15 protein-coding genes and 3 pseudogenes are annotated in these 20,332 nt (G+C 70.7%); 7 read left to right on the top strand and 11 right to left on the bottom strand.

Annotation, left to right across the window (positions count from 1 at the left end):
* The 3 genes and pseudogenes from AB0A94_RS24025 to AB0A94_RS24015 all read right to left on the bottom strand — a co-directional run.
* A pseudogene (locus AB0A94_RS24025) lies at positions 1–92 on the bottom strand (IS5/IS1182 family transposase); the annotation flags it as partial.
* A gap of 92 nt (positions 93–184) precedes the next feature.
* Positions 185–1,129 (bottom strand): recombinase family protein, encoded by a 945-nt coding sequence (locus AB0A94_RS24020; protein WP_361747412.1) that lies wholly within the window; start codon positions 1,127–1,129, stop codon positions 185–187.
* Between the two features lie 359 nt (positions 1,130–1,488).
* The gene (locus tag AB0A94_RS24015; protein ID WP_361747410.1) at positions 1,489–1,959 is read right to left on the bottom strand and encodes a nuclear transport factor 2 family protein; all 471 of its coding nucleotides are present in this window, start codon (positions 1,957–1,959) and stop codon (positions 1,489–1,491) included.
* Between the two features lie 161 nt (positions 1,960–2,120).
* Here AB0A94_RS24015 and AB0A94_RS24010 point away from each other — a divergent pair, with 161 nt between their 5' ends.
* A complete protein-coding gene (locus tag AB0A94_RS24010) occupies positions 2,121–2,564 on the top strand; it encodes an Rrf2 family transcriptional regulator (protein WP_361747408.1) in 444 nt (147 codons plus the stop codon).
* 350 nt (positions 2,565–2,914) lie between these two features.
* Here the strand turns inward: AB0A94_RS24010 and AB0A94_RS24005 are convergent, their stop codons facing one another.
* Entirely contained in the window at positions 2,915–3,883 is a 969-nt protein-coding gene (locus tag AB0A94_RS24005) for a hypothetical protein (protein WP_361747406.1), read from the bottom strand.
* Positions 3,884–4,414: 531 nt separating this feature from the next.
* Here AB0A94_RS24005 and AB0A94_RS24000 point away from each other — a divergent pair.
* Positions 4,415–4,579 carry a hypothetical protein gene (locus AB0A94_RS24000; protein ID WP_159042893.1) on the top strand — a complete coding sequence of 55 codons (165 nt, stop codon included), beginning with the start codon at positions 4,415–4,417 and terminating at the stop codon, positions 4,577–4,579.
* Here the strand turns inward: AB0A94_RS24000 and AB0A94_RS23995 are convergent.
* The 3 genes and pseudogenes from AB0A94_RS23995 to AB0A94_RS23985 all read right to left on the bottom strand — a co-directional run.
* Positions 4,546–4,674: pseudogene (locus AB0A94_RS23995) on the bottom strand (transposase); the annotation flags it as partial. The gene AB0A94_RS24000 and the pseudogene AB0A94_RS23995 overlap by 34 nt on opposite strands.
* A 1,157-nt stretch (positions 4,675–5,831) precedes the next feature.
* Complete coding sequence (locus tag AB0A94_RS23990; protein ID WP_361747404.1) at positions 5,832–6,053, bottom strand: hypothetical protein; 222 nt, start codon at positions 6,051–6,053, stop codon at positions 5,832–5,834.
* Entirely contained in the window at positions 6,050–7,720 is a 1,671-nt protein-coding gene (locus AB0A94_RS23985) for a ricin-type beta-trefoil lectin domain protein (RefSeq protein WP_361747402.1), read from the bottom strand. The genes AB0A94_RS23990 and AB0A94_RS23985 overlap by 4 nt, the downstream gene beginning before the upstream one ends.
* Before the next feature lie 345 nt (positions 7,721–8,065).
* On the opposite strand from AB0A94_RS23985, the gene AB0A94_RS23980 reads away from it, so the two are divergent.
* The gene (locus tag AB0A94_RS23980; RefSeq protein ID WP_361747418.1) at positions 8,066–9,670 is read left to right on the top strand and encodes a glycoside hydrolase 43 family protein; all 1,605 of its coding nucleotides are present in this window, start codon (positions 8,066–8,068) and stop codon (positions 9,668–9,670) included.
* Positions 9,671–9,783: 113 nt separating this feature from the next.
* Here the strand turns inward: AB0A94_RS23980 and AB0A94_RS23975 are convergent, their stop codons facing one another.
* On the bottom strand, positions 9,784–10,797 hold the full coding sequence (locus tag AB0A94_RS23975; protein ID WP_361747400.1) for a LacI family DNA-binding transcriptional regulator: 1,014 nt from the start codon (positions 10,795–10,797) through the stop codon (positions 9,784–9,786).
* 208 nt (positions 10,798–11,005) lie between these two features.
* Here AB0A94_RS23975 and AB0A94_RS23970 point away from each other — a divergent pair, with 208 nt between their 5' ends.
* Positions 11,006–11,971 (top strand): glycoside hydrolase family 6 protein, encoded by a 966-nt coding sequence (locus tag AB0A94_RS23970; protein WP_361747398.1) that lies wholly within the window; start codon positions 11,006–11,008, stop codon positions 11,969–11,971.
* A gap of 93 nt (positions 11,972–12,064) precedes the next feature.
* On the opposite strand, the pseudogene AB0A94_RS23965 reads toward AB0A94_RS23970, so the two are convergent.
* Positions 12,065–12,190: pseudogene (locus AB0A94_RS23965) on the bottom strand (IS5/IS1182 family transposase); the annotation flags it as partial.
* Between the two features lie 471 nt (positions 12,191–12,661).
* Positions 12,662–14,110 (bottom strand): hypothetical protein, encoded by a 1,449-nt coding sequence (locus AB0A94_RS23960; RefSeq protein WP_361747396.1) that lies wholly within the window; start codon positions 14,108–14,110, stop codon positions 12,662–12,664.
* Between the two features lie 631 nt (positions 14,111–14,741).
* On the opposite strand from AB0A94_RS23960, the gene AB0A94_RS23955 reads away from it, so the two are divergent.
* Positions 14,742–16,289 (top strand): hypothetical protein, encoded by a 1,548-nt coding sequence (locus tag AB0A94_RS23955; protein ID WP_361747394.1) that lies wholly within the window; start codon positions 14,742–14,744, stop codon positions 16,287–16,289.
* A 159-nt stretch (positions 16,290–16,448) separates the two neighbouring features.
* Here the strand turns inward: AB0A94_RS23955 and AB0A94_RS23950 are convergent, their stop codons facing one another.
* On the bottom strand, positions 16,449–17,939 hold the full coding sequence (locus tag AB0A94_RS23950; protein WP_361747392.1) for a hypothetical protein: 1,491 nt from the start codon (positions 17,937–17,939) through the stop codon (positions 16,449–16,451).
* A 359-nt stretch (positions 17,940–18,298) separates the two neighbouring features.
* On the opposite strand from AB0A94_RS23950, the gene AB0A94_RS23945 reads away from it, so the two are divergent.
* Both AB0A94_RS23945 and AB0A94_RS23940 read left to right on the top strand, forming a co-directional pair.
* The gene (locus tag AB0A94_RS23945; protein ID WP_361747390.1) at positions 18,299–19,567 is read left to right on the top strand and encodes a histidine kinase; all 1,269 of its coding nucleotides are present in this window, start codon (positions 18,299–18,301) and stop codon (positions 19,565–19,567) included.
* Positions 19,564–20,226: a response regulator transcription factor gene (locus AB0A94_RS23940; protein WP_361747388.1), complete on the top strand. Its 663-nt coding sequence runs from the start codon at positions 19,564–19,566 to the stop codon at positions 20,224–20,226. The genes AB0A94_RS23945 and AB0A94_RS23940 overlap by 4 nt, the downstream gene beginning before the upstream one ends.
* Positions 20,227–20,332: the final 106 nt, after the last annotated feature.

Raw genomic sequence — 20,332 nt, 5'->3', positions numbered from 1 at the left:
GCCACCCGCTCCTGCTTCCACGCGGTGACCAGCGGCTCGATCAGCGCCCACTGCTCGTCGGACAAGTCGGTTGCGTACGGCATCCGTTCCATGCCCGCGACCCCATCATGCACACGCCATGGCACGAGGACGGAACCGTCCCATCACCCACGAACGGGCGATACCACATCATCAGGAACGGGCCTTAACGCCCTCTGAGTACGTGTTCGCGGCCGTCGCTGACTTCGATGAGGCGGATGACCACGCCGTCCTGGCTGCCGTACAGCCCGACCCAGCCGCGGTACGTGCACAGGGCGGGAGCGCCGTCGGTCCATTCGCCGGTGACGGCCGGGCCGCCCTCTTCGAACTGGAGGACCGCGAGGTACCGGGTGGACTCCGGCTGGTCCGCCGTACGCGGGGCGGGAGCGTCCCTGGCCTTCAGGGCGGCGAAGTCGGCGTGCGCGGCCTCGACGGCTTCGGGGTACGCCTCGCGCTTGGCGTGTTCGGCGAGCGCCCGGTAGATGCCGGCGACGGAGGGGTTCTGTCCCTTGCGCCTGCCGGTGGGGATGATCAGGTCGGGCTGGATCTGCTCGACGGACTCGCCGCCCGCGCGGCGGCGGAGCACGGTGTGGAGCATGTCGGCGGTGATGACCGGGGGTCGGCCGCCGTGCTTGCCCTTGCGGGCCGCGGTGTCGAGCCCCTCCAGCGTCGACTCCCGGATGTTCTCCCGCTCGGTCTCCGCCATCGCCGCGAAGAACGTGAACGGCAGCTTGCCGGGGCCGGTGGGGCCGTAGATGCCGGGCAGGGGCCCGGCGAGCATCTCCGGGACCAGGCCGTGGGCGGTGAGGTGGGCGGCGAGCGCGGTGAGTTCGGCGGCGTCGCGGCCGAGCCGCTTCATCTCGTACACGGTGAAGATGACGCGGCAGTGCGGGGCGTGGGCCTTGACCTCCCGCGCCGTACGAGCGCCTCCTCGAACTGGGCCCTCCGCGGACGCGGGTGCTGATCTTCTCGCTGAAGATCTTGTCCCTCGGGATGCCGTGGCCCGCAAGGCGTCGAGCTGGGAGTGGTCGTCCTGCCCAAGGGCGGAGCAAGGGACGCGGGTGGTGCCGTCTCTTACGCCGGCCTTCGCGCCGGTTCTCGTGATCGTCACGGACTCATGGCAGGCCGAGCCCTCCACGGTCCGCGCACGCGTGGAACTCGTCCACGGTCAGCGTCGGATGCGCAGGGCTTGGCGGCATGGGGAAGGGCAGTCCGGCCCCGCGTACCTCGATGATCTTTGGGGTGGGATCTCGTCGCAGCCGTGTGTCTCGTGGAGGCGGGCCCGGAGAACGTCACTCGATGTGGGTCGTTGCCCTACCTGCCGGCCAGGGCTGCTGATACTCGATGAGTCGGCCTGCCGGGTCGTGTCGGCGGTTGGGTGCGAACAACAACTTTGTTCAAGAAGCAGCGCCGGGTATGCGGCCCGAAGAAGGGAGTGTCTTGTCGCATACCCGGCGCTGACCGGCAGAGTTACGCCGTCGTGGCTGCTGTCTCGGTGGCTTCGACTGCGGACTTGAAGTCAGGGTGGACCCCGATTTGATCAAGCCACACGCTCATCGAGTTGTAGCAATTGAACCTTTCGATCTTTCCGTCACGGAGGTACCAGAGGTCCGCCGCCGGCACGTCGATCCGGTTCCCGGTCGGTGGGATCTCGCCGACCGGAGTCGGAAACCCTCCGAGATGCGTTCCCTGGATTCGCAACTCGACGGCGACGACATCACCGAACGCATGCACCTCGAGCAGCTCACGGTGTACATCGGGGAACGAGCGGGCGAGGCCCGCGATCACCTGAGGAATCTGCTCTCCGCGGAAACTCTGCGAGGTCGACATGTCGTTGAACGACCCGTCTTCGGTGAACAAGGCCAGGAAACCGTCGCCGTCGAGAACGTCCCCTTCCGCGAGCCGGTAGGCCTCGCGAATAATCTTTTCGTTACTTTCCATTCCTGTTCTCCTTTGAGTTCGCAACACGCTCACGATCCGCGCTTGTCTTCGATCGACCCTCCCCGGCTGTCGTAACGATAATCATTACGACAGATTGTCGCAACCTTCACTGTTGCGACTGCGCTGTCGTAACATGGAGCGTTGCGACCGGAGGAGGGATCATGAGCGCCAACAGCAGGCTGACCATTGCCGCCCATGCGCTGGCCTGGATCGGTCTCTACCAGCGCCAGGGCCACGAGGTCGCCACCTCCGAGCAGATCGCAGCCAGCGCGAACACCAACCCCGTGGTGATCAGGCGGCTGCTCGGCGAGCTGCGCAGGGCCGGGCTCGTGGAGTCCCGGCGGGGCGTGGGCGCGGGCTGGTCGCTGGCGCGCGAGCTGGAGTCGATGACCCTGCTCGACGTGTACGAGGCAGTGGAACCCGGCCCGCTGTTCGCGATGCACCGCACCACCCCGGACCAGGGATGCGTGGTGGGTCACGGCATCCAGCCGGCAATGCGGGGCATCTACCAGGACATCGAGGAGACCCTGAGACACGAACTGGCCCGCGTCACGCTCGAGAAGGTACTCAGGGACGTACTCGCGGCACCTCGCCAGCCTCTCTGATCAGCTGGGCGACCCCGTGCGAACCGTAGGGTTCGGCGTGGGTTCTGCCCACCGGGGCGGAGTGACGTGAGCGTGGAGACGGAATCCCGCGCCGAACGCGTTGGATCCACCGCCGGAACAGACGGCGGGCGCAGGCCGAGCTCACCGCGAACCAGGCCGTACTCGTCCAGCGGCTCTACGCCGACGAGCGGGAGAAGACCGTCCAGCAGATCCCCGACAGATCCGGCGTGCCCCGTTTCACGGTGCACGGGCGCCTCGACAAGCCCAGACCGTCCCCCGCCAGGCCCAGAAGGCTGCGACCGCCCACCCAGCCGGACAGACCATCAGCTGCCGCAATGATCGGCAGACCCTTAGGCCAGGACGTCGACGCGCCCCGAGCACGCCCGCTGAATGACCTGCAGGTCCGCCCGCGCAGGGCCGGCTCTTCCGCCGTGGACAGCTGTCCGCACCTTCGCCTCGATCTCAGCCACCACCTCGTCGGTGAGAAACGGCAAGCCGATGCGGCGGTAGCCGGTGTCCACGGGCGTGGACAGGCCGAGCTTGACGGCGTCCCAAGCCCGCAGCGCCGCTTTCTGCTCGTCGGTGTGGCCGCCGCCCGCCTGCCGCCCGCCGCGCAGCCGCCGGATCCAGGGCTTCGCCGTGCTCGTCGTGCTGCGGCTGCGTGCCTGGTCGAGCTCGTCGAGGTCTCTCAGCAGGGTCTGCGTGTCGGCGTGGATCTGCGTGCACAGCTTCCGCGCCCGGGCGAATGTCTTGTGGGTGACCACCGCGGCGGCCACCACGAGCGTCAGGCCAGTGGAAATCAGAGGCACCGGGTGCGTGGCGACGAACCGTGCCCCCAGGAAGGCCACCACGGCGAAGATGCCGGTCACGTTCGCCAGCGCCCGGAAGACAGCCGCTCGCTGGATACGGCTCGCGAGCCGCTCCAGGACGTGGTCCTTCGGCTCGGCGATCCGAGACAGGATCGTCAGCGCGATGTAGATCAGTGCCAGCGAGAGCGCGGCCTGCCGGTAGTTGACCGGCTGCGCCGTGCCGTCGAAGACCTTGACCAGACTGACGATCGGGCCGGGGACCGCGAAGCTCCCGACGATGAACAGGATCACGAAGATTTTGAGGATGCCCTCACGGAGATGGTTCGCCTTCAGGTAGCGGTTCAGGGCTGGCATACCGGAAAGTGCCACCACCCATCCGCTGATGAAGAGGAACTTACCCAGCCCCCGCTGGCCGTCCCGGAAGAGCAGGTCGCCGTACATGATGCTCGCGAACCCGAGGGGAAGCAGAGCGAGTTGCCCGTAGGTGCGCACGGTGCGGACCGTTGTCATGGGCCCACTGTGCGAGACCGCACCGGTCGGCCGTGCTGATTTGAGGTAGGCCAGAGGGTTTCGGCGCCGTACGACGGTTGTTGGTTCGCTTACCTGCCCGCGCCGCGCTCGGATTGCGCCTGCCGTCAGCCGCTGCTCGGAGACATGCCTGCCCCGACCCGCCCGCGCGTGGGCTTTCGCAGGCCAGTGACCGGCTGGTGAGTGATTGGCCGACGATTTACTACCAACCCATTGACTGTTCCGAGCCGAACGGCGGTGATCGAACCTGAGGGATCCCGTTGACACCGGTACAGCTCGTCACGACTGCCGATCGGGTAAGGGCTCTTTCCCGGATTGCTGCCCGCTGCACCGCATCGTCTTCACCCGGCTACGTCACGACCCACGCACCCTGGCGTACTACGAAAGCCGCACCCAGGAGGGCAAGACCCGACGTAAGATCATCCGATGCCTCAAGCGGTATGCGGCCCGCGAGGTCTTCAACCTGGTCAGACCAGTGTCCAGCACCCTCGCGTTATAGGGGCGTCCTGGAGCATGCCCACGAAGCAGCGGCCGTCCACCGTGTCGCTAGCCGCACGGCTGGGCACCGACTCCAAGACCGTGTGGAACTGGCTGCATGGAAAGTCGCGGCTGTCGGCGGGCGGCCCCACCAGCTCCTCTGAGAACAAGGCGGCGTTCGCCTGTCGGTCGCCGCCGTAGTTGAGCCGGCGCGTGCGCCGTCGGCCGGAGGAGTACTCGATGGGGCTGACTCCGCAAAGGGCAGCAAAGGATGCCTCGGTGTTCAGCCGCTCGGGACGTCGCCCGTCATGGCTGCGATCGCGAATTCAGCGTCCCTGAGAACAGCGCTGGAAGACAAACTGCATGACGAGCCGAACGCGTCACGCGTGCACGCACAGTCAACTTCACGGTGATGCCCCCACCGGAGCGCTCCGGGGGGCTTCATCTCATGGCTCCAGGCAGAGGCCCGCCAAGGATGCTCCCCGGCAGGGCCTCGATCTATCACCAGCCCTGTCACGCGCCTGTCGCCAACTACGCCGACGCCACCGGACCGCAAAGCCCTGACCTGCTACAACGCACACACCATGGACTGGCGTGGACACCCATGGACGGTCTCTACAACCTGTGCCATGTAGTACCGAGGGACGGTCCCAAGATCAGCACGGGGAGGTGTTCCGGCCCGTCAAAGCGGTATTGCAGCGTTTCGATCTTGGCTTCGATCACGGGTTCACACCTTCATCTGTCACGATCTGTCACACGCCCCCTGCGAGACCTCCCCATGCCTCCGCCGCTGGAAGCAGGTCCGCCACGTCCGGCTTCACGCACCACTTCTTCGTCGTCTTCACGTTGGTGTGCCCGGCCCACCTGGCGAGCAGGCGATCCGGCACCCCGTTGTGGGCCAGGTACGTGAGGCGAGACGCCCGAGCATCGTACAGACGGACCTGCGAAGGCCGTTCGCGTCCATTGCTTCGTAGACCCGCGTTCGGAGCCGCCGACCGTTCAGCGCGCCCCGAGTTCATCCACGAGCACATACCCGCCGCCCTCGTGCCCCTCGCCCGCCGCCAGGCGTGGACAACCGCCTTCACCCCGGTCCGGGTCTCGTCCGAGACCCGGACCTGCCGTTGAGTACCTTCGACACGGTCGGAGCGGAGACGCCCGCGGACTCGGCGGTGTACGCGGCAGTCACCCGGCCCGGGCCCGGCGCCGGGCTCACGATGTTCGTCCGCCGAAGGTCCTCCCGATCGGCTGGCCGGCACGGTCGCCCTCCCCGCCCCCGGCTGCCGCGACCGCCGTTCCGGCACCTTGCGTCAAGAGTGCGGTGGGAGCGCTGCGCCGACGGTCGCGGGCTGCTCGACGACGCATTGCCTCACCGCGTCGGGAACCACGGTGACGGGCACGACGTCCTGAGCCGGGACCGTGCCCGCCCGGGAGATCTCCCGGGCGGGCACGGCGCTCAGCCGCAGGCGGTGCCGTGCAGGGCGTGGGTGCTCGGCGGGAGGGTGTTGCCGGTGTGGGTGGCCGGCCTGGAAGCCGCTGTACCGACGCCCGGGGTCCCGCCGCGGGTGCCGCCGCGGGCGGGGCCGGGGGCGGCCGTGCCGGCGGACGCGGCAGCCGTGCGGGAGGCCGTGGCCGGGGTGGTGTCGCTCCGGCCACGACCCGGTGCCGTGTCGCTCACGCGCGGGTCCACTTCTGGTTGGCCTGGCCGTTGCAGGTCCACAGCACCAGCGGGGTCCCGTTGCCGGTGCCGGCCCCGTTGGCGTCGAGGCACAGTCCGGAGCGGGCGTTGCGGATCGAGCCGTCGGAGCCGACGGTCCACTTCTGGTTGTCCTGGCCGTTGCAGGGCCAGGTGATGACACGGGTGCCGTTGGTGGTGCCCTGGTTGTAGGCGTCCAGGCACTTGTCGCCGTAGACGCGGATCTCGCCGCCCGCCCATGTGGTCCACAGCTGGTTGGCGGCCGTGTGGCAGTCCCACAGCAGAGTCGCGGCGCCGGCGGCCGTGGAGGCGTTGTCCACGTCCACGCAGCGGCCGGAGGCGTTGCCCCGCAGGCGTGAGGTGGCGGCGGCCAGCGGGCTGCCGCCGCTCACCCGGTACGCGGCGACACCGTGCGCGGGGACGCTCGCCGAGATCTGCCCGGACGTGCTCGACGTGCCGCCGGTCCACAGGTCGGTGAGGGTGAACGGCCCTCCGCCCAGGCCGATCTGGGCGGCCGTCGCGGTGACCGTCGCCGTGCTCCCGCCCCGGTTGAACAGCCCCACCGCGACCGAACCGTCCGCCAGGGGCTTGGCGAACACCTCGGTGTTGCCGTCGTCGCGCACCCTGCGTCCGCCCGCACCCAGGGAGTCCTGGTTCACCGCCAGCAGGCGCGGGTTGCGCAGGATCGCGCTGACGTCGGCGGACATCGTGCGGATGTCGTTGCCGGCCATCAGCGGGGCGCTCATCAACGCCCACAGGGCGAAGTGGGAGCGGGACTCGGTCAGCGACAGGCCGGGGCGGCCGACGACCAGCATGTCGGGGTCGTTCCAGTGCCCCGGGCCGGACTGTGCGGCCAGCGGCGCATTGACGTCCAGGACGTTGCCGACGCCCATCGGGTAGCTGTTGGTGTTGCCGTTCTGCCAGATGTCGAGCAGGTCCTCGGTCGTCCGCCACAGGTCGGCGACCTCGCCCCAGTCGTACGTGGACCCCGTGATGGCGTGGAAGCTGTTGGGGTTGATGCTGTAGACGATCGGTCGGCCGGTGGCGCGCAGGGCATCGCGCATCAGCTTGAACCGCGCGACCTGCTCGTCACGCGTGCCGCTCGAGGAACACCAGTCGTACTTGAGGTAGTCGACCCCCCACGAGGCGAACGTGGCGGCGTCCTGGACCTCGTGGCCCCTGCTGCCCGTGGAGCCCGGGTACGTGCCCACGGTCTGCGCGCAGGTGCGCTCGCCCGGCACCTGGTAGATGCCGAACTTCAGGCCCTTGCCGTGGATGTAGTCCCCGAGGGCCTTCATCCCGCTCGGGAACTTCGTGGGGTTGGCCCGCAGGTTGCCCTGCGCGTCACGCTGCGGGTCGAACCAGCAGTCGTCGACCACCACGTACCGGTAGCCGGCGTCCCGCATGCCCGAGGACACCATCGCGTCGGCGGCCTGGCGGACCTGGGCCTCGGTGATCCCGCACCCGAAGCTGTTCCAGCTGTTCCACCCCAGCGGTGGGGTGAGCGCCGGACTGCCCGGCGCGGCCGTGGCGGTGGACTGCGCTGAGGCCGTCGCGGACGCCTGCGCCGAGGCCGTCACGGACGCGGTCACCGTCAGGACGGCGGCCGTGAGGAGGCGGAACAGTCGTCCGCCTGATCGTCTGGGCACCGGGACTCCTTCGACAGGGAAGAGAGGAGAGGGGTTCGAAATTTCGATCGACGTTCGGAAACTTCGGGTGCCCCACGGATACTAGAGAGACGGCCGGTCATGTCAACACCTCTTTGGACAGCGGGACTTGATGCATGATCAGCAAGGGAGCAAGGGTGAGGCGCACCGACTCCGCACGAGACGCTTCGAACATTTCGAAGCGGCGCACGACTCGTGCGAGAAGGGTTGACGGGGTACGCCAGCCTCCTATCATCCAGAATGCTCGACAGGTCGCACCATGTTCGAAATATCGAACGCGACGGAGCCACTCCGACCGATGAACTCGAGGTGAACACCTCCATGGATATGTCATGGTCGCATCAACCTTTCACTCGTCGCCGCACGCTCGCGGCCGCCACCGGCCTGGCCGCCGGCGCCCTCCTTCCCCCTGGGCCCGCCCTCGCGGCCGCGGCGCAGTACACGAACCCGGTGATCTGGCAGGACTTCGCGGACATCGACATCCTTCGCGTCGGCGACACCTACTACGCCTCGGCCTCGACGATGCACTACTCGCCGGGCGCGCCCGTTCTGCGGTCGTACGACCTGGTGAACTGGGAGATCGCCGGCCATGCGGTACCCGTCCTCGACTTCGGCGCCAAGTACGACCTGAACGGCGCCCGCGGCTACGTCAGAGGAATCTGGGCCTCGTCACTGGCCTACCGGCCCAGCAACAGGACCTTCTACTGGCTCGGCCAGATCGACTTCGCCCGGACGTACCTCTACACCGCCACCGCGGTGGAGGGGCCGTGGAACAGGCTGACGACGATCAGCACCCCCTACTACGACGCCGGGCTGCTCGTCGACACCGACGACACCCTCTACGTGGCGTACGGCAACACCACCATCAGCGTGGCCCAGCTCTCGCCCGACGGCCGCAACCAGGTCCGTACGCAGGAGGTGTTCAGGACACCGTCCAGCGTCGGCACCCTGGAGGGCGCCCGGTTCTACAGGATCAACGGGCAGTACTACATCTTCCTGACCCGCCCCGCGAACGGCCAGTACATCCTCAAGTCCTCGAGCGGCCCCTTCGGCCCGTACACGATGCGGCAGGTCCTCCTCGACCTGCGCGGACCGATCCCCGGCGGCGGCGTCCCCCACCAGGGCGGGCTGGTGCGGACGCAGAGCGGCGCCTGGTACTACATGGCCTTCGTCGACGCCTACCCCGGCGGCCGCGTGCCCGCCCTGGCACCGGTCACCTGGACCGCGGACGGCTGGCCCGTCGTACAGCTCGTCGACGGCGCGTGGGGCACCGCGTATCCCAGTCCGGCCGTACCCGCTCCACCCCGCCAGGTCACCCCGATGACCGGCGTCGACACCTTCGACGGTACGACCCTGAAACCGAGGTGGGAGTGGAACCACAACCCCGACGACACCAAGTGGTCGGTCGGCGACGGCCTGACGCTGCGGACCGCGACCCTCACCCACGACCTCTACTGGGCCCGCAACACCCTCACGCACCGCATCCAGGGTCCCACCTCCACCGCCACGGTCCAGCTCGACCACTCCGCGATGCGGGACGGCGACCGGGCCGGGCTCGCACTGCTGCGTGACTCCTCCGCCTGGATCGGCCTCAAGCGCGACGGCGGTGCGACACGGGTGGTGATGGTCACCGGGCTAACCATGGACGGCAACTGGAACACCACCGGCACCGGCACCGAGATCGCGAGCGCGCCCGTCTCCGGCGGCCGCGTCTGGCTGCGCGCCAACGCGGACATCCGCCCCGGCGCACCGCGCCCCGGGACCTTCTCCTACAGCACCGACGGCATCACGTTCACCCGTCTCGGCCCCGCCTTCTCCATGGGCAACGACTGGCGGTTCTTCATGGGCTACCGGTTCGCCCTCTTCAACCACGCCACTCAGGCCCTCGGCGGCGCGGTCCGCGTCACGCGGTTCGAGCTGTCCACACCCTGAACCGGTCCATCGACCGCACCGCCCGGCCCCGCCCCGCCCCGGCCCGGCCCGGCCCGGAGAACCGTGAACCCGCTGGAACGGCTCGGTCCTCGCCGGACCTCAATCCTGGGGAGTCAGGCGCTGGCCCGGACGGCCAGGCGGGTGGGAAGGACCAGCGGGGTGGGGTCCTGCCCGTTGACGAGCGCGACGAGCATGCGCGCCATCTCCCGTCCGAGAGCCTCTATGGGCTGATGGACGGTGGTGAGCGGAGGATCGGCGATCCGGGCGACCGTCAGGTCGTCGAAGCCGACCAGGGCGACGTCGGCGGGGACCCGCCGGCCGGCCTCCCGCACGGTGCGCAGCGCTCCCGCCGCCATGTTGTCGTTGGCGGCGAACACTCCGTCCACGTCGGGGTGTTCCGCCAGCAGCGCGGCCATGGCGGCGGCTCCGCTGCGCTCGGTGAAGTCCCCCTCCAGCGGCGGGAACGGAGCGAGACCGGCGCCCAGCATGGCGTCCCGGTAGCCGCGGTACCGGGCGCGCCCGGCCTCGGTGTCCAGACGCCCGCAGATCACGGCCACGCGCCTCCGGCCGAGTGAGAGCAGATGCTCGGTCGCCTCGCGCGCTCCGCCGACGTTGTCCACGTCCACGTACCACCGGGGAGCCGGACCGACCGGGCGCCCGCCGAACACGACGGGCATCTGCGCCTCGTCGGCCATCCTGGTCAGCGGATCGTCCTCGCGCAGCGCCATCAGCATCACACCGTCCGCGCCCCTGGACCGCAGGAGTTCCTCGACCCGCTTGCGGCCCCGGTCGGAAGCGGCCAGGCACAGCATCAGATGCAGGTCCGCCTCGTCCAGGGCGGCCGACGCCCCCACGATCACCCGGGCGAAGAACGGATCGGCGAAGATCGACGGGTCCTCTCCCGAGACGACCAGGGCGGCCGCTCCCGTCTGACGGGTGGCCAGCGCGCGGGCGGTCGGATTGGGTACGTAACCGAGTTGCCGCACGGCCCGTTCGACAGCCTCGCGCTTGGCGCGGCTGACGTGCGGGGCGTTGTTGAGGGCGCGGGAGGCCACGGAGCGGGAAACACCGGCGCGTTCGGCCACCTCGTCGAGCGTCGGATGCCGACGCGGCACTGCTTCTGCCATGGCTCGTGAGTCTTTCACAGGCGGGGAGCGCTCAGGGAGGCAGGATATGGGACCGCTTCCAGTCCAATGACCCACAGGACCTACGCCTCCCTGTGAAAGTCGAATGCTGTACCGCCTATTGACACCTCAACCACCCACCCAGACGATTGGGACCGCTTCCAGTGGGAGCGCTCCCAAAGCGCAACTCCTCTGAAACCGAGGTACTGTCTTGAGCCGCAGACTCCGCACCCTGACGGCAGCGCTCTGTGCTCTGCCTCTGGCGTTCGCCGCCGCACCCTCCGCCCACGCGGCCGACCCCACCACCATGACCAACGGGTTCTACGTGGACCCCGACTCGAGCGCGAGGCGGTGGGCGGCCGCCAACCCCGGCGACGGGCGGGCCGCCGCGATCAACGCCTCCATCGCCAACACGCCGATGGCCCGCTGGTTCGGCTCCTGGAGCGGCACCATCGGCACCGCGACAGGTGCCTACGCCGGAGCGGCGGACTCCCGGGACAAGCTGCCCATCCTCGTCGCCTACAACATCTACCACCGTGACTACTGCGGCGGGCACTCCGTCGGCGGAGCCGCCTCGCCGTCCGCCTACGCCAACTGGATCGCTCAGTTCGCCGGAGGCATCGCGGCCCGCCCGGCCGTCGTCATCCTCGAACCGGACTCCCTCGGGGACTACGGCTGCATGAACCAGGCCCAGATCGACGAACGCGAGGCCATGCTCACCGGTGCCCTCGCCGAGTTCAACCGCCAAGCCCCCAACACCTGGGTCTACATGGACGCCGGCAACCCGCGCTGGGCCGACGCGGCGACCATGGCCCGGCGCCTCCACGAAGCCGGCCTCCGACAGGCCCACGGCTTCTCGCTCAACGTCTCCAACTACATCACCACCGCCGAGAACACCGCCTACGGCAACGCCGTCAACAACGAACTGGCCGCCCGCTACGGCTACACCAAGCCGTTCGTCGTGGACACCAGCCGCAACGGCAACGGCTCCAACGGCCAGTGGTGCAACCCCTCCGGCCGCCGCATCGGCACGCCCACCCGGACGGGCGGAGGCGCCGAGATGCTCCTGTGGATCAAAACCCCGGGCGAGTCCGACGGCAACTGCGGTGTCGGAACCGGTTCCACGGCCGGCCAGTTCCTCCCCGAGGTCGCCTACAAGATGATCTACGGCTACTGATCCAGGACTCCCGCCGCCCGCACAGGCGACCGGCAGTCCGCCGGGGCGGCGGGCACTCCCCCGACCATCTCACCGGAGAGGGGTCGACGTGATCCCCCCTTTGAGGGCCTGGACGCGCGATCCGTCCGTAGAGCAGTCGCCCAGTTCCAGCAGGTCGGCGCGACGCATCTCGGTCAGCAGGGCTGAACGCAGGCGCGGGCGGACTCCGGCCGCGGTCCACCCGACGGCGCGAAGAGCCGGATTCCGTCCTGAGTCCGGATCGCGGATGAGTCGACGTGGCCCCGGCGGCCGGTCGAGTCCGGCAGACCGGCCGCGTCGACTCATAGCGAACTGACCCGTGCTGCACGGGAGCTGGTCGATCCGTACCTGCCGCGGCGAACCGGGCAGGCTCCTCCGCGGCACCCCGTGGTACCGCGTGGCAGGCCGGCGGCCGCCGTGTCCGGCAATGTCGTGATGACGGTCCGCGGACGCCGCGTTCCCCCGCACGCGGCGGCGTCGTCACCTGTACGGTGACCCTCACCGTGCCCGTCACGGTCACCTACGGGCCGGCCGGCCCCGGCCTCTCCTCGCACCACCTGATGCGGGCCGTCAGAACCCGGGCCCGGACCCGCGTGGACGGCGTGCTCGTCCACGCGGGAGACACACGGCAGCCGCGCCGCGCGGTGCGCCGTCCCGTTCCCTGCCTCCCGGTCACCCCGAGGCCAGCTGTTCCGCTATCTCACTGATCCAGCCGGCGGTCTTCGCCGGGTCGTCGAGGGTCTCCGCCCATACTTCAGGATCCAGCTTGTGGTCGGTGGGACCTGCTTTGAGAGCGATGAGGAGGGCCCTCGCGGATTCCCTCATCTCGGCCGTCGTGTGGCCGCTGCCGGGGATGCCGGGACCCGCCGCCAGGGCGTAGATCTCGCGCGCCATGGCCTGGCGTTCGCCCTTCGACACCTTCTTCCAGAACGTCAGGGCGTGCTTCAGCGATTCACCTCGGGACGCGGCCTCCTCCGGGGTCGCGCCCTCCGGCGCCCAGCGTTCGGGGTGGCGGACCTCTTCGTAGCGCTTCGTGGCGGCGCGGAGCGCCTTGTACAGGGTGACGCCGAGGACGAGGCCGGCCCCCGCCCCGGCGAGTCCCCACCCGACCGGGTTGCTCGCCAGCCCGGCCGTTCCCGCCGCGACCGCCGTCACGACGCCGGCCGCGGCCTTGGTGGATTCGCCCACCGCGCCGCCGATCGCCTCCTTGCCGATCTTGGTGAGCTGCTTCTTCTTCGCGTACTCCTGCGCCTTGGTCAGCCTTTCCACGTCCCTCTCCGCCTGCTGGAGGCTCTCGGCGGTGTCACGGACTTCCCCCATCGCCTCCCAGGCGGCGTCGATGGCCTCGGAAACGAGTTCCAGCCGTTCCTCGCCCTCGTGGTCCCAGTAGGCGTCCAGCGCGACGTACGCCTCCGCCGCGGCCCAGCCGGCCTGCTCGTACGACTCGTTCAGCCGGGCCAGCGCAGCCTCCTGGACGAGGTGGGGGTCTCCGAGCTCCTTCACCCTCTTGTACTTGCGGGCCGCTCCCCCGACGCGGAAGGCCGCCCGCATGCCCTTGATCGCGCCGACGGAGGCGCTGGCGATACCACTCGCCTCGGACGCCACCGCGGCGTCCGCCGCCTTCTGGATCTTGGTCACCTCCTTGGCGATGGCAGCGCTGTAGCTTCCCGAACTGGCGGCGCCGATGACCGCGTCGGTCCCCTTGGTCTTGGCCTTCTTCTTCGCCGTGTGGTGCTTGGCCCCGGTCTCGTGCGTCTTGGCGTCCTTCATGTTCTTGTACGCGTCCATGCCACTGACCACGGTGCCGGCGGCCTCCGTGAGGAGGTTCCCCGACGCGGCGGAGGTCCCCGAGGCGGCGGCGGAGTGCTTGAGGCCGTCGTTGGCCGTGGCGGCGGCTTGCTGGGTGAAGCCCGCGTTGGTGGGGGTCTGGACTCCCTTGATGAAGGTGTCGATGGGCTCGAGATTCTTCTTGAACCTGTCCAGGAGCCCGGCGATCCGGTCGCGGTAGTTCTTCTTCGCTCCGGCGGACGCGCCGCCGTCCTCCGGCGCCTTCCCCTTGTCCGCGCTCCTGGCACGCTGCACCGCCTCGGCCGTGGCCCGGTTGCCGGCGCTGGACTGCATCCGGAGAAGGGGGTGCCCCACCGGGTTTCCGGACGGGCTCCCGGTCCGGCTCCCTTCCTGACGCTGCCGGGCCGACGTCAGGACGGCTGCGGACTGCCGGGACTGCCGTGTCGAGGTGCGGTGGACCGGGGTGCTCATGGACGTACCTCTCCTGCTGGCGGGCCGGGCGAGGCGAAGGTAGCCAGGCACGGCCAACAGAAGAGGTGCTGCGGGAGAACTCTTCGGGGATGCCGCGGAGCACGTTGGGGGAGAACCGGTCGCGGCGGCGTCACGGAAGCACGGTCCGGTGCGTCCACGACGAGTTCGACGCGGTGCGCGCCGGGGGACGCCGCGGATGTCGTGCTCACGCATCACGCGGGCGGTGCGCTCGCGGTTCACCCGCCGCCCCGGACGCCGTGGTCCGGACGCCGCCGGCGGCTGTACCGATCCGAACTGACACCCCCCGCAGGAAAACCACCTCCGCTCCCGGATCGTTGACCGGGTGACGCCGCTCCGTCGTCGCGGGCCGGCGGGCAGGGCGAGTTCGCCGGTCCCGGCCCCCGTGCCGCGTACGGCGGGTTCACCGTGCGCCGCGCAGCGCTGCGGGAGGGCGGGCGGCGGGTATCGGAGACACATCGGGAGGGAGAGCCGGATGACGCGGACCGCGGTGGACGAGCTGGGCGAGCGGGTGCCGGGGCGCCGGTGGACGGTGCGGCTGGACGCCGTCGGCCGGGGCAGTACGGCCGTGCGCGTCACGTGCAGCCGCCCCGCCTGCGCCGAACAGCGTCTGCCGTCCGCGGCCGCCGGCCGTGCGGCCGCGGCCGCCCACCTCAAGGCCCATCTGCGCGCCGTCCCCGGCCCCAGGGCCGAGGCGTACTGCGCGTGCCGGGCCGAGGGCTGCCGCACCCATCTGCCCGACACCGGCCGCCCCGCGCGTGCCGAACCCTGGCGATGCGGCGGCCCGGTCGTCCTCGCCGTCGTCACCGACCGGGAAGGACGCCGGTGGCAGGCCATGGAGTGCTGCTCGCGGTGCGCGGCCGCCACCCCCGGAGCGAAGGCCGTGGGCACCTCCCCGGCGTCCGGCCCGCAGGCCACCGTACGCCCGACCCCCGCAACCACGCGCACCGGCGCGGGCGTGGGTGTGGGCGTGCCGCAGTTCTCCGACCACCAGGCCTCCGCCGGGACGAGGGCTCCGGCTCCCCGCTCCGTACCCGCGCGGCGCCGCCCACGGCAGGCGAGGATCGCCCAGCGGGTCATTCCGCACGACCTGCGGCCCGTCGCCCTGCGGGACGAACTCACCGAACTCGGCGACCTCTTCCGCGCCTACCAGCGGCGCGAGCAGCCCGACCTGGCGCTCCTCGCCGACCTCCAGGAACGCAAGGCCCGCGCCTTCACCACCTGGGCCGATGTCACCTGCGACGGCGCTCTGCGGTGGGAGGCCCGGCGTGCCGAGCAGGCCGCTGCCGCCATCCGTCTCCAGCACCAGCAGCGCACCGGTGGCATCACGGGCGGCGACGGGCCGGCCGTGACGCGGCTGCTGACCGTACCGACGCAGTGGGAGCACGCGCGCTCCGTCCTCGCGCACGTGGCCGACCACGCCCCGCTGCCCGGACCGGAAGCACGGCTGCTGGTGCTGATGCTGACCCTGCGCACCGCGCACACCGGCACCGGCAACCTCGTCGGCCAGGACGTCAACGGGCTGGGCCTGACCGATCCGCAGGACCTGGTCGAGCAGCTGACCGGCTGCGGCTGGCTGTCCCTTCCCGGCACCGTCGGCGACCTGCTCGCCTCCCGGCCGGAGAACCCCACCCCGGTCACCGTCCCCTCCCTGGTGCCCCCCGAGGACGGCACGGGCCCGTTCACGTTCGGCAGGAAGACGCGGCCCAAGCTCTCCGGCTGGGCCCAGAGAGCCGTCTCGGACAAGAAGCTCCGCAAGGCCAAGGCCACCGCCGGCACCCGGCTGCTCGCCCTGACGCTGGCCACCCGGACCGACGCCTCGGGACACCTCGGCCCCGGCGGTGAGGGCATCCCCCTGGACGCCCTCACCGCCCGGGTCCCGGTCGGCTCCGGCGAACTGCGGGACCTGATCGACCGGCTGACCGCAGCGGACTGGCTCACCGACACCACCCTCACCGGCACCCACCTCACCGGCCGACTGACCGAACGCGTCCTCCCCCTCACCTGCCCCCTCGTCCCGTAGGGCTTGGTCGTCCTCACGCGTGAGCAGTGTGCCTGCTCGCTCGTCGGTGTCGTCGTGCCGGTGTGCCGCCTGAGGAGCCGGCCGGGGTCCGGGAGGACGTGGAGGCGTTCGCGGCGGAGCTGTCCGGCGGGGTGTCGTCTCCGTCCGCGGCACAACTGGTCAGCGGCTACTGCCCGGGGGGTGGACGCTGAGGTCGCCGTAGGCCGACAGAACGGTGGCCAGGTCACCGGGTTTGTGCCGCAGGGTGCTGTCCAGGAAGGCGAGCGTGGTCGCGGCGACGACGTGCGGGCTCTCGGTGCGGCCCAGGGAGCCGACCACGGAGGGCACCGGCGGCAGGTACAGGGGGCCGTCCATGAAGGTGAGGTGTGCGGCGCCGGGGATGGTGAGCCGATAGCTCGTCACGGTGTTGAGCTCGAGGACCTTGGTGAGGCGGGGCAGGTAGTGCGGGTCGGTGTCCGGGGTGATCGCCTGGGTGAGCGCGAGCGCCGGCTGGTGGAGGGAGCGTGAGGTGGGGTCGTAGGGATAACCGTCCAGATCGATGACGGCGTCGAACCGGCGGTCCCGGCGGGCTGCCTGCAGAGCGGAACCGCCGCCTATGGAGTGGCCGGTCACCGCGGCCCGGCCGGTGTCCAGACGCCCGGTCAGCGGGCCCGCGATCTCCCCCCGGTCCAGACGGCCCAGTTGGGTGAGGACGAAGCTGAGGTCGGCGGCTCGAACCGTCGCCCAGCCGGCCCCCAGCTTCTCGTCCTTGTCCGGGTCGCCGGTGGAGGCGACCCGGGCGTTGATCGTTCGGCCGTCGGCGAGGACGACGGCGGCGGAGTCGTACGGGTGGTCGAGGGCGGCGACCACATAGCCGTGGCTGGCCAGTTCCTCCGCCCAGGCGGTGTTCTGGGTGCGCACTCCGCCCAGCCCGGGAGAGAACAGCACGACCGGGAACCGTCCGCTCCCGCCGGCCACCGGAGCGTTGAAGACGGAACGGGTGCGGGCACGCGGGACGCCGTCGACCAGGAAGCCGGGCAGGCCGACATGGCGGGCGAGGGCGTCGGAGACGGTGCGCGCCTCGTGCTCCGTGCGTCCGAGATACCGGGCCCGCGGCGCGCTCGCGGGGCTCTTCCGCGCGGGATACCAGAGCTGGACCACGACCGTGCGCCGGTCGTGCGGGTCGGCGGTGGCGGTCTCGGGGCGGTGCGGATCGGTCCACTGCACCACGCGGGTGCCGACCGCGAAGCGGCCTGACGGTTCGGGGAACACGGGTACGGGAAAGGCCCAGGCGGCCACCGGGCCCGTGGCGATCAGGCCGACGCAGGCCACCGACCCCGGCAACGCCAGCCACCATCGGGCCCGCCGCGCCGTCCGGCCGGTACGGCGCCGCAGCAGGGGAGAGAGGGCGGACGGCAACGCGACGGCAGCGCCTGCCAGTACCGGCAGCATCTGCCAGCGGATCCCCGCCACGCTCAGCACGGTCGCGGACAGCACGAGAAGCGCTCCCGCCGCGATCGTGGCGCGTGGGCGGGCAGCGGGGGGAAGCCAGCGCGCCACCACCAGCGCGACGGCACCTGGCAGGACAAGAAGTTCCAGAGGGGACATGTACAGCCCCGCGATGATCTCGGTCACCCGGCCATCCTCGGGGCGGGGCACGCGATGCCACATCGCTCCCGGGTCGCCGTCACATGCAGCGGGAGTCGCAGTCCGAGGCATGTCGCCGGTGCGACCGGAGTGGCATCCGGGCATCCCGCCCGTGCGACCGGAGTCGCAATCGAGCACGCCGGGTGAACGGCCGCCTTGCGACCGCGGAAGGAAGCGGGACTCCTCCTGCGGTCGTACCCCGGCGCGGTGCCGTCAGACGGTGGACTCATGCGTTTCGCGAGCCCGCGGCCTACCGTGACAGGGCCGCGGTTCACGCCGGGGAACGCGGGGCGTGCCCTCCTCGTACCCGGCCCGGCCCCGGCTGTACGCGGTGGTGACCCCTGCCGGGGGCCACCATGATGCTGGATCGACAGGAAAGTGCGATGACCGAGGCAGCCGCGGAGTCCGGCCGTGCCCACCCGGTGCGTCACCAGGGCCGGGTGCGGCCGACGAGGTACGCCGACCTTGCCTCCGCACGTGCGGTGCGCCTGGTGAGTGCCGCCCGGCGCTGGGGCTCCCGGCTGCCGCCCATGGTGTGGGACTCGCTGCTGCCGACGCTGCTCCTCGTCAACGTCATGACCATGCGCGCCCCGCGGGAGCTGCCGGTGGCCGTGGCCCTCACCGCCGCCCTTGCGCTGCCCCTGGTGTGGCGGCGCCGGGCCCCGCTGATGGTGTTCGGCGCCGTGGCGTCCGCGGCCTTCGTCCAGTGGCTGATGGACGTCCAGCTGCCGGCGGACATCGCCCTGCTGGTGGCGCTCTACACGGTGGCCGCGAACTCGGGTCGGCGCGGCACGCTTGTCGCCGGTGTCACCGTGGAGGCGGGCGTTCTGCTGGCCTGTCTGCGCTGGGCGGCGGAAGGCGCGTTTCCGACCCTCTTCGTCGCGATGACCGCGATGGTCGTCGCCGCCGCCGTCCTGGGGGTGAACGTGCGGACCACGCGCGCCTATCTCGCGGCCGTGGAGGAACGGGCCGCACGCCTGGAGCAGCAACAGGACCAGCAGGCGCGGCTGGCCGTCGCCGAGGAGAGGACACGTATCACCCGGGAGATGCACGACATCGTCACCCACAACCTGTCCGTCATGGTCGCGCTCACCGACGCCGCCGTCTACGCGCAGCACCGGTCGCCCGACAAGGCCACCACCGCGATGCTCCAGATCTCCGAGACGGGCCGGCAGGCCCTGACCGACATGCGGCGCTCGTTGGGCATCCTGCGGACCGACGAACCGGACGCGGAGCGCCATCCGATGCCCGGCATCGCACAACTGGAGTCCCTCGCCGACCAGATGTGCGCCGCCGGGCTGCCGACCCGCCTCGAGGTCCAGGGCGGCCATGCGCACATTCCCGCCACCGCACAACTGACCGTCTACCGCCTGGTGCAGGAAGCCCTGACCAACACCCTCAAGCACACGCCCACCGGCACACACGCGAAGGTCCGGGTGCTGTGCTCAGCCGAGACCGTCGCGGTGGACGTCATCGACAGCGGCCCCTGCCCGCCGCTTCCCCGCGCCGCACCATCCGGCCACGGCATCCCCGGCATGCGCGAGCGCTCGGCCGCCTACGGGGGGAAGTTGCAGGCCGGACCGCTTCCGGGCGGCGGCTGGAGAGTCCATACCCGTCTCTTCCTCGACAGCAGCGGGGCGGCGACCACATGACGATCCGCATCCTGATCGCCGACGACGAAGCGCTGCTCCGGATGGCCTTCAGCACGGTCCTGGAGGCCCAGCCCGACATGGCACCGGTCGGCGAAGCCGCGGACGGCATCCAGGCCGTCCGCCTCGCCCGGGAGCTGCGCCCCGATGTCGTCCTCATGGACGTCCGGATGCCCGGGAGCGACGGGATCGAGGCGACCCAGCAGGTCATCCGGATCTCCCCGCAGAGCAGAGTGCTGATCCTCACCACCTTCGACCTCGATGAATACGCCTTCGCCGGACTCGACGCCGGAGCCTCGGGCTTCCTGCTGAAGAACACCAGGCCCGAGGAATTGCTCACCGCGGTACGCAGCGTGGCCGCAGGCGACGCCGTGATCTCCCCACGGATCACCCGCCGCCTGCTGGAGAAGCTCCGCCCGCACATCCCCGACGGCCGCAGCGCCGGCCGCGACGAGCGGCTGAGTCGGCTCAGCGCCCGTGAGCGCGAGGTGCTCGTCCAGGTGGGCCGCGGCCTGTCCAACAGCGAGATCGCGGCCGCCCTGTGCCTCGCGGAGGCGACCGTGAAGTCCCATCTGGGGCGAATCCTGCAGAAGCTCGAACTCCGCGACCGGATCCAGGCCGTGATCTTCGCCTACGAAAGCCGTCTCATCCACCTGCCATGACGCCGTCGCCCGGAGCCGACGGCGATGTCCGCAGCCCCGGGCGCCGACACCGTCAACCGTGAACTGCCCATCGCGCACAAGGCGATCGGCCGGCGACGACGCCAGG

Source organism: Streptomyces sp. NPDC044984 (genome assembly GCF_040646935.1).
Taxonomy (GTDB): domain Bacteria; phylum Actinomycetota; class Actinomycetes; order Streptomycetales; family Streptomycetaceae; genus Streptomyces.
The sequence above is the reverse complement of the archived record's forward strand: the minus strand, read 5'-3'. Positions and strand labels throughout refer to the sequence as shown.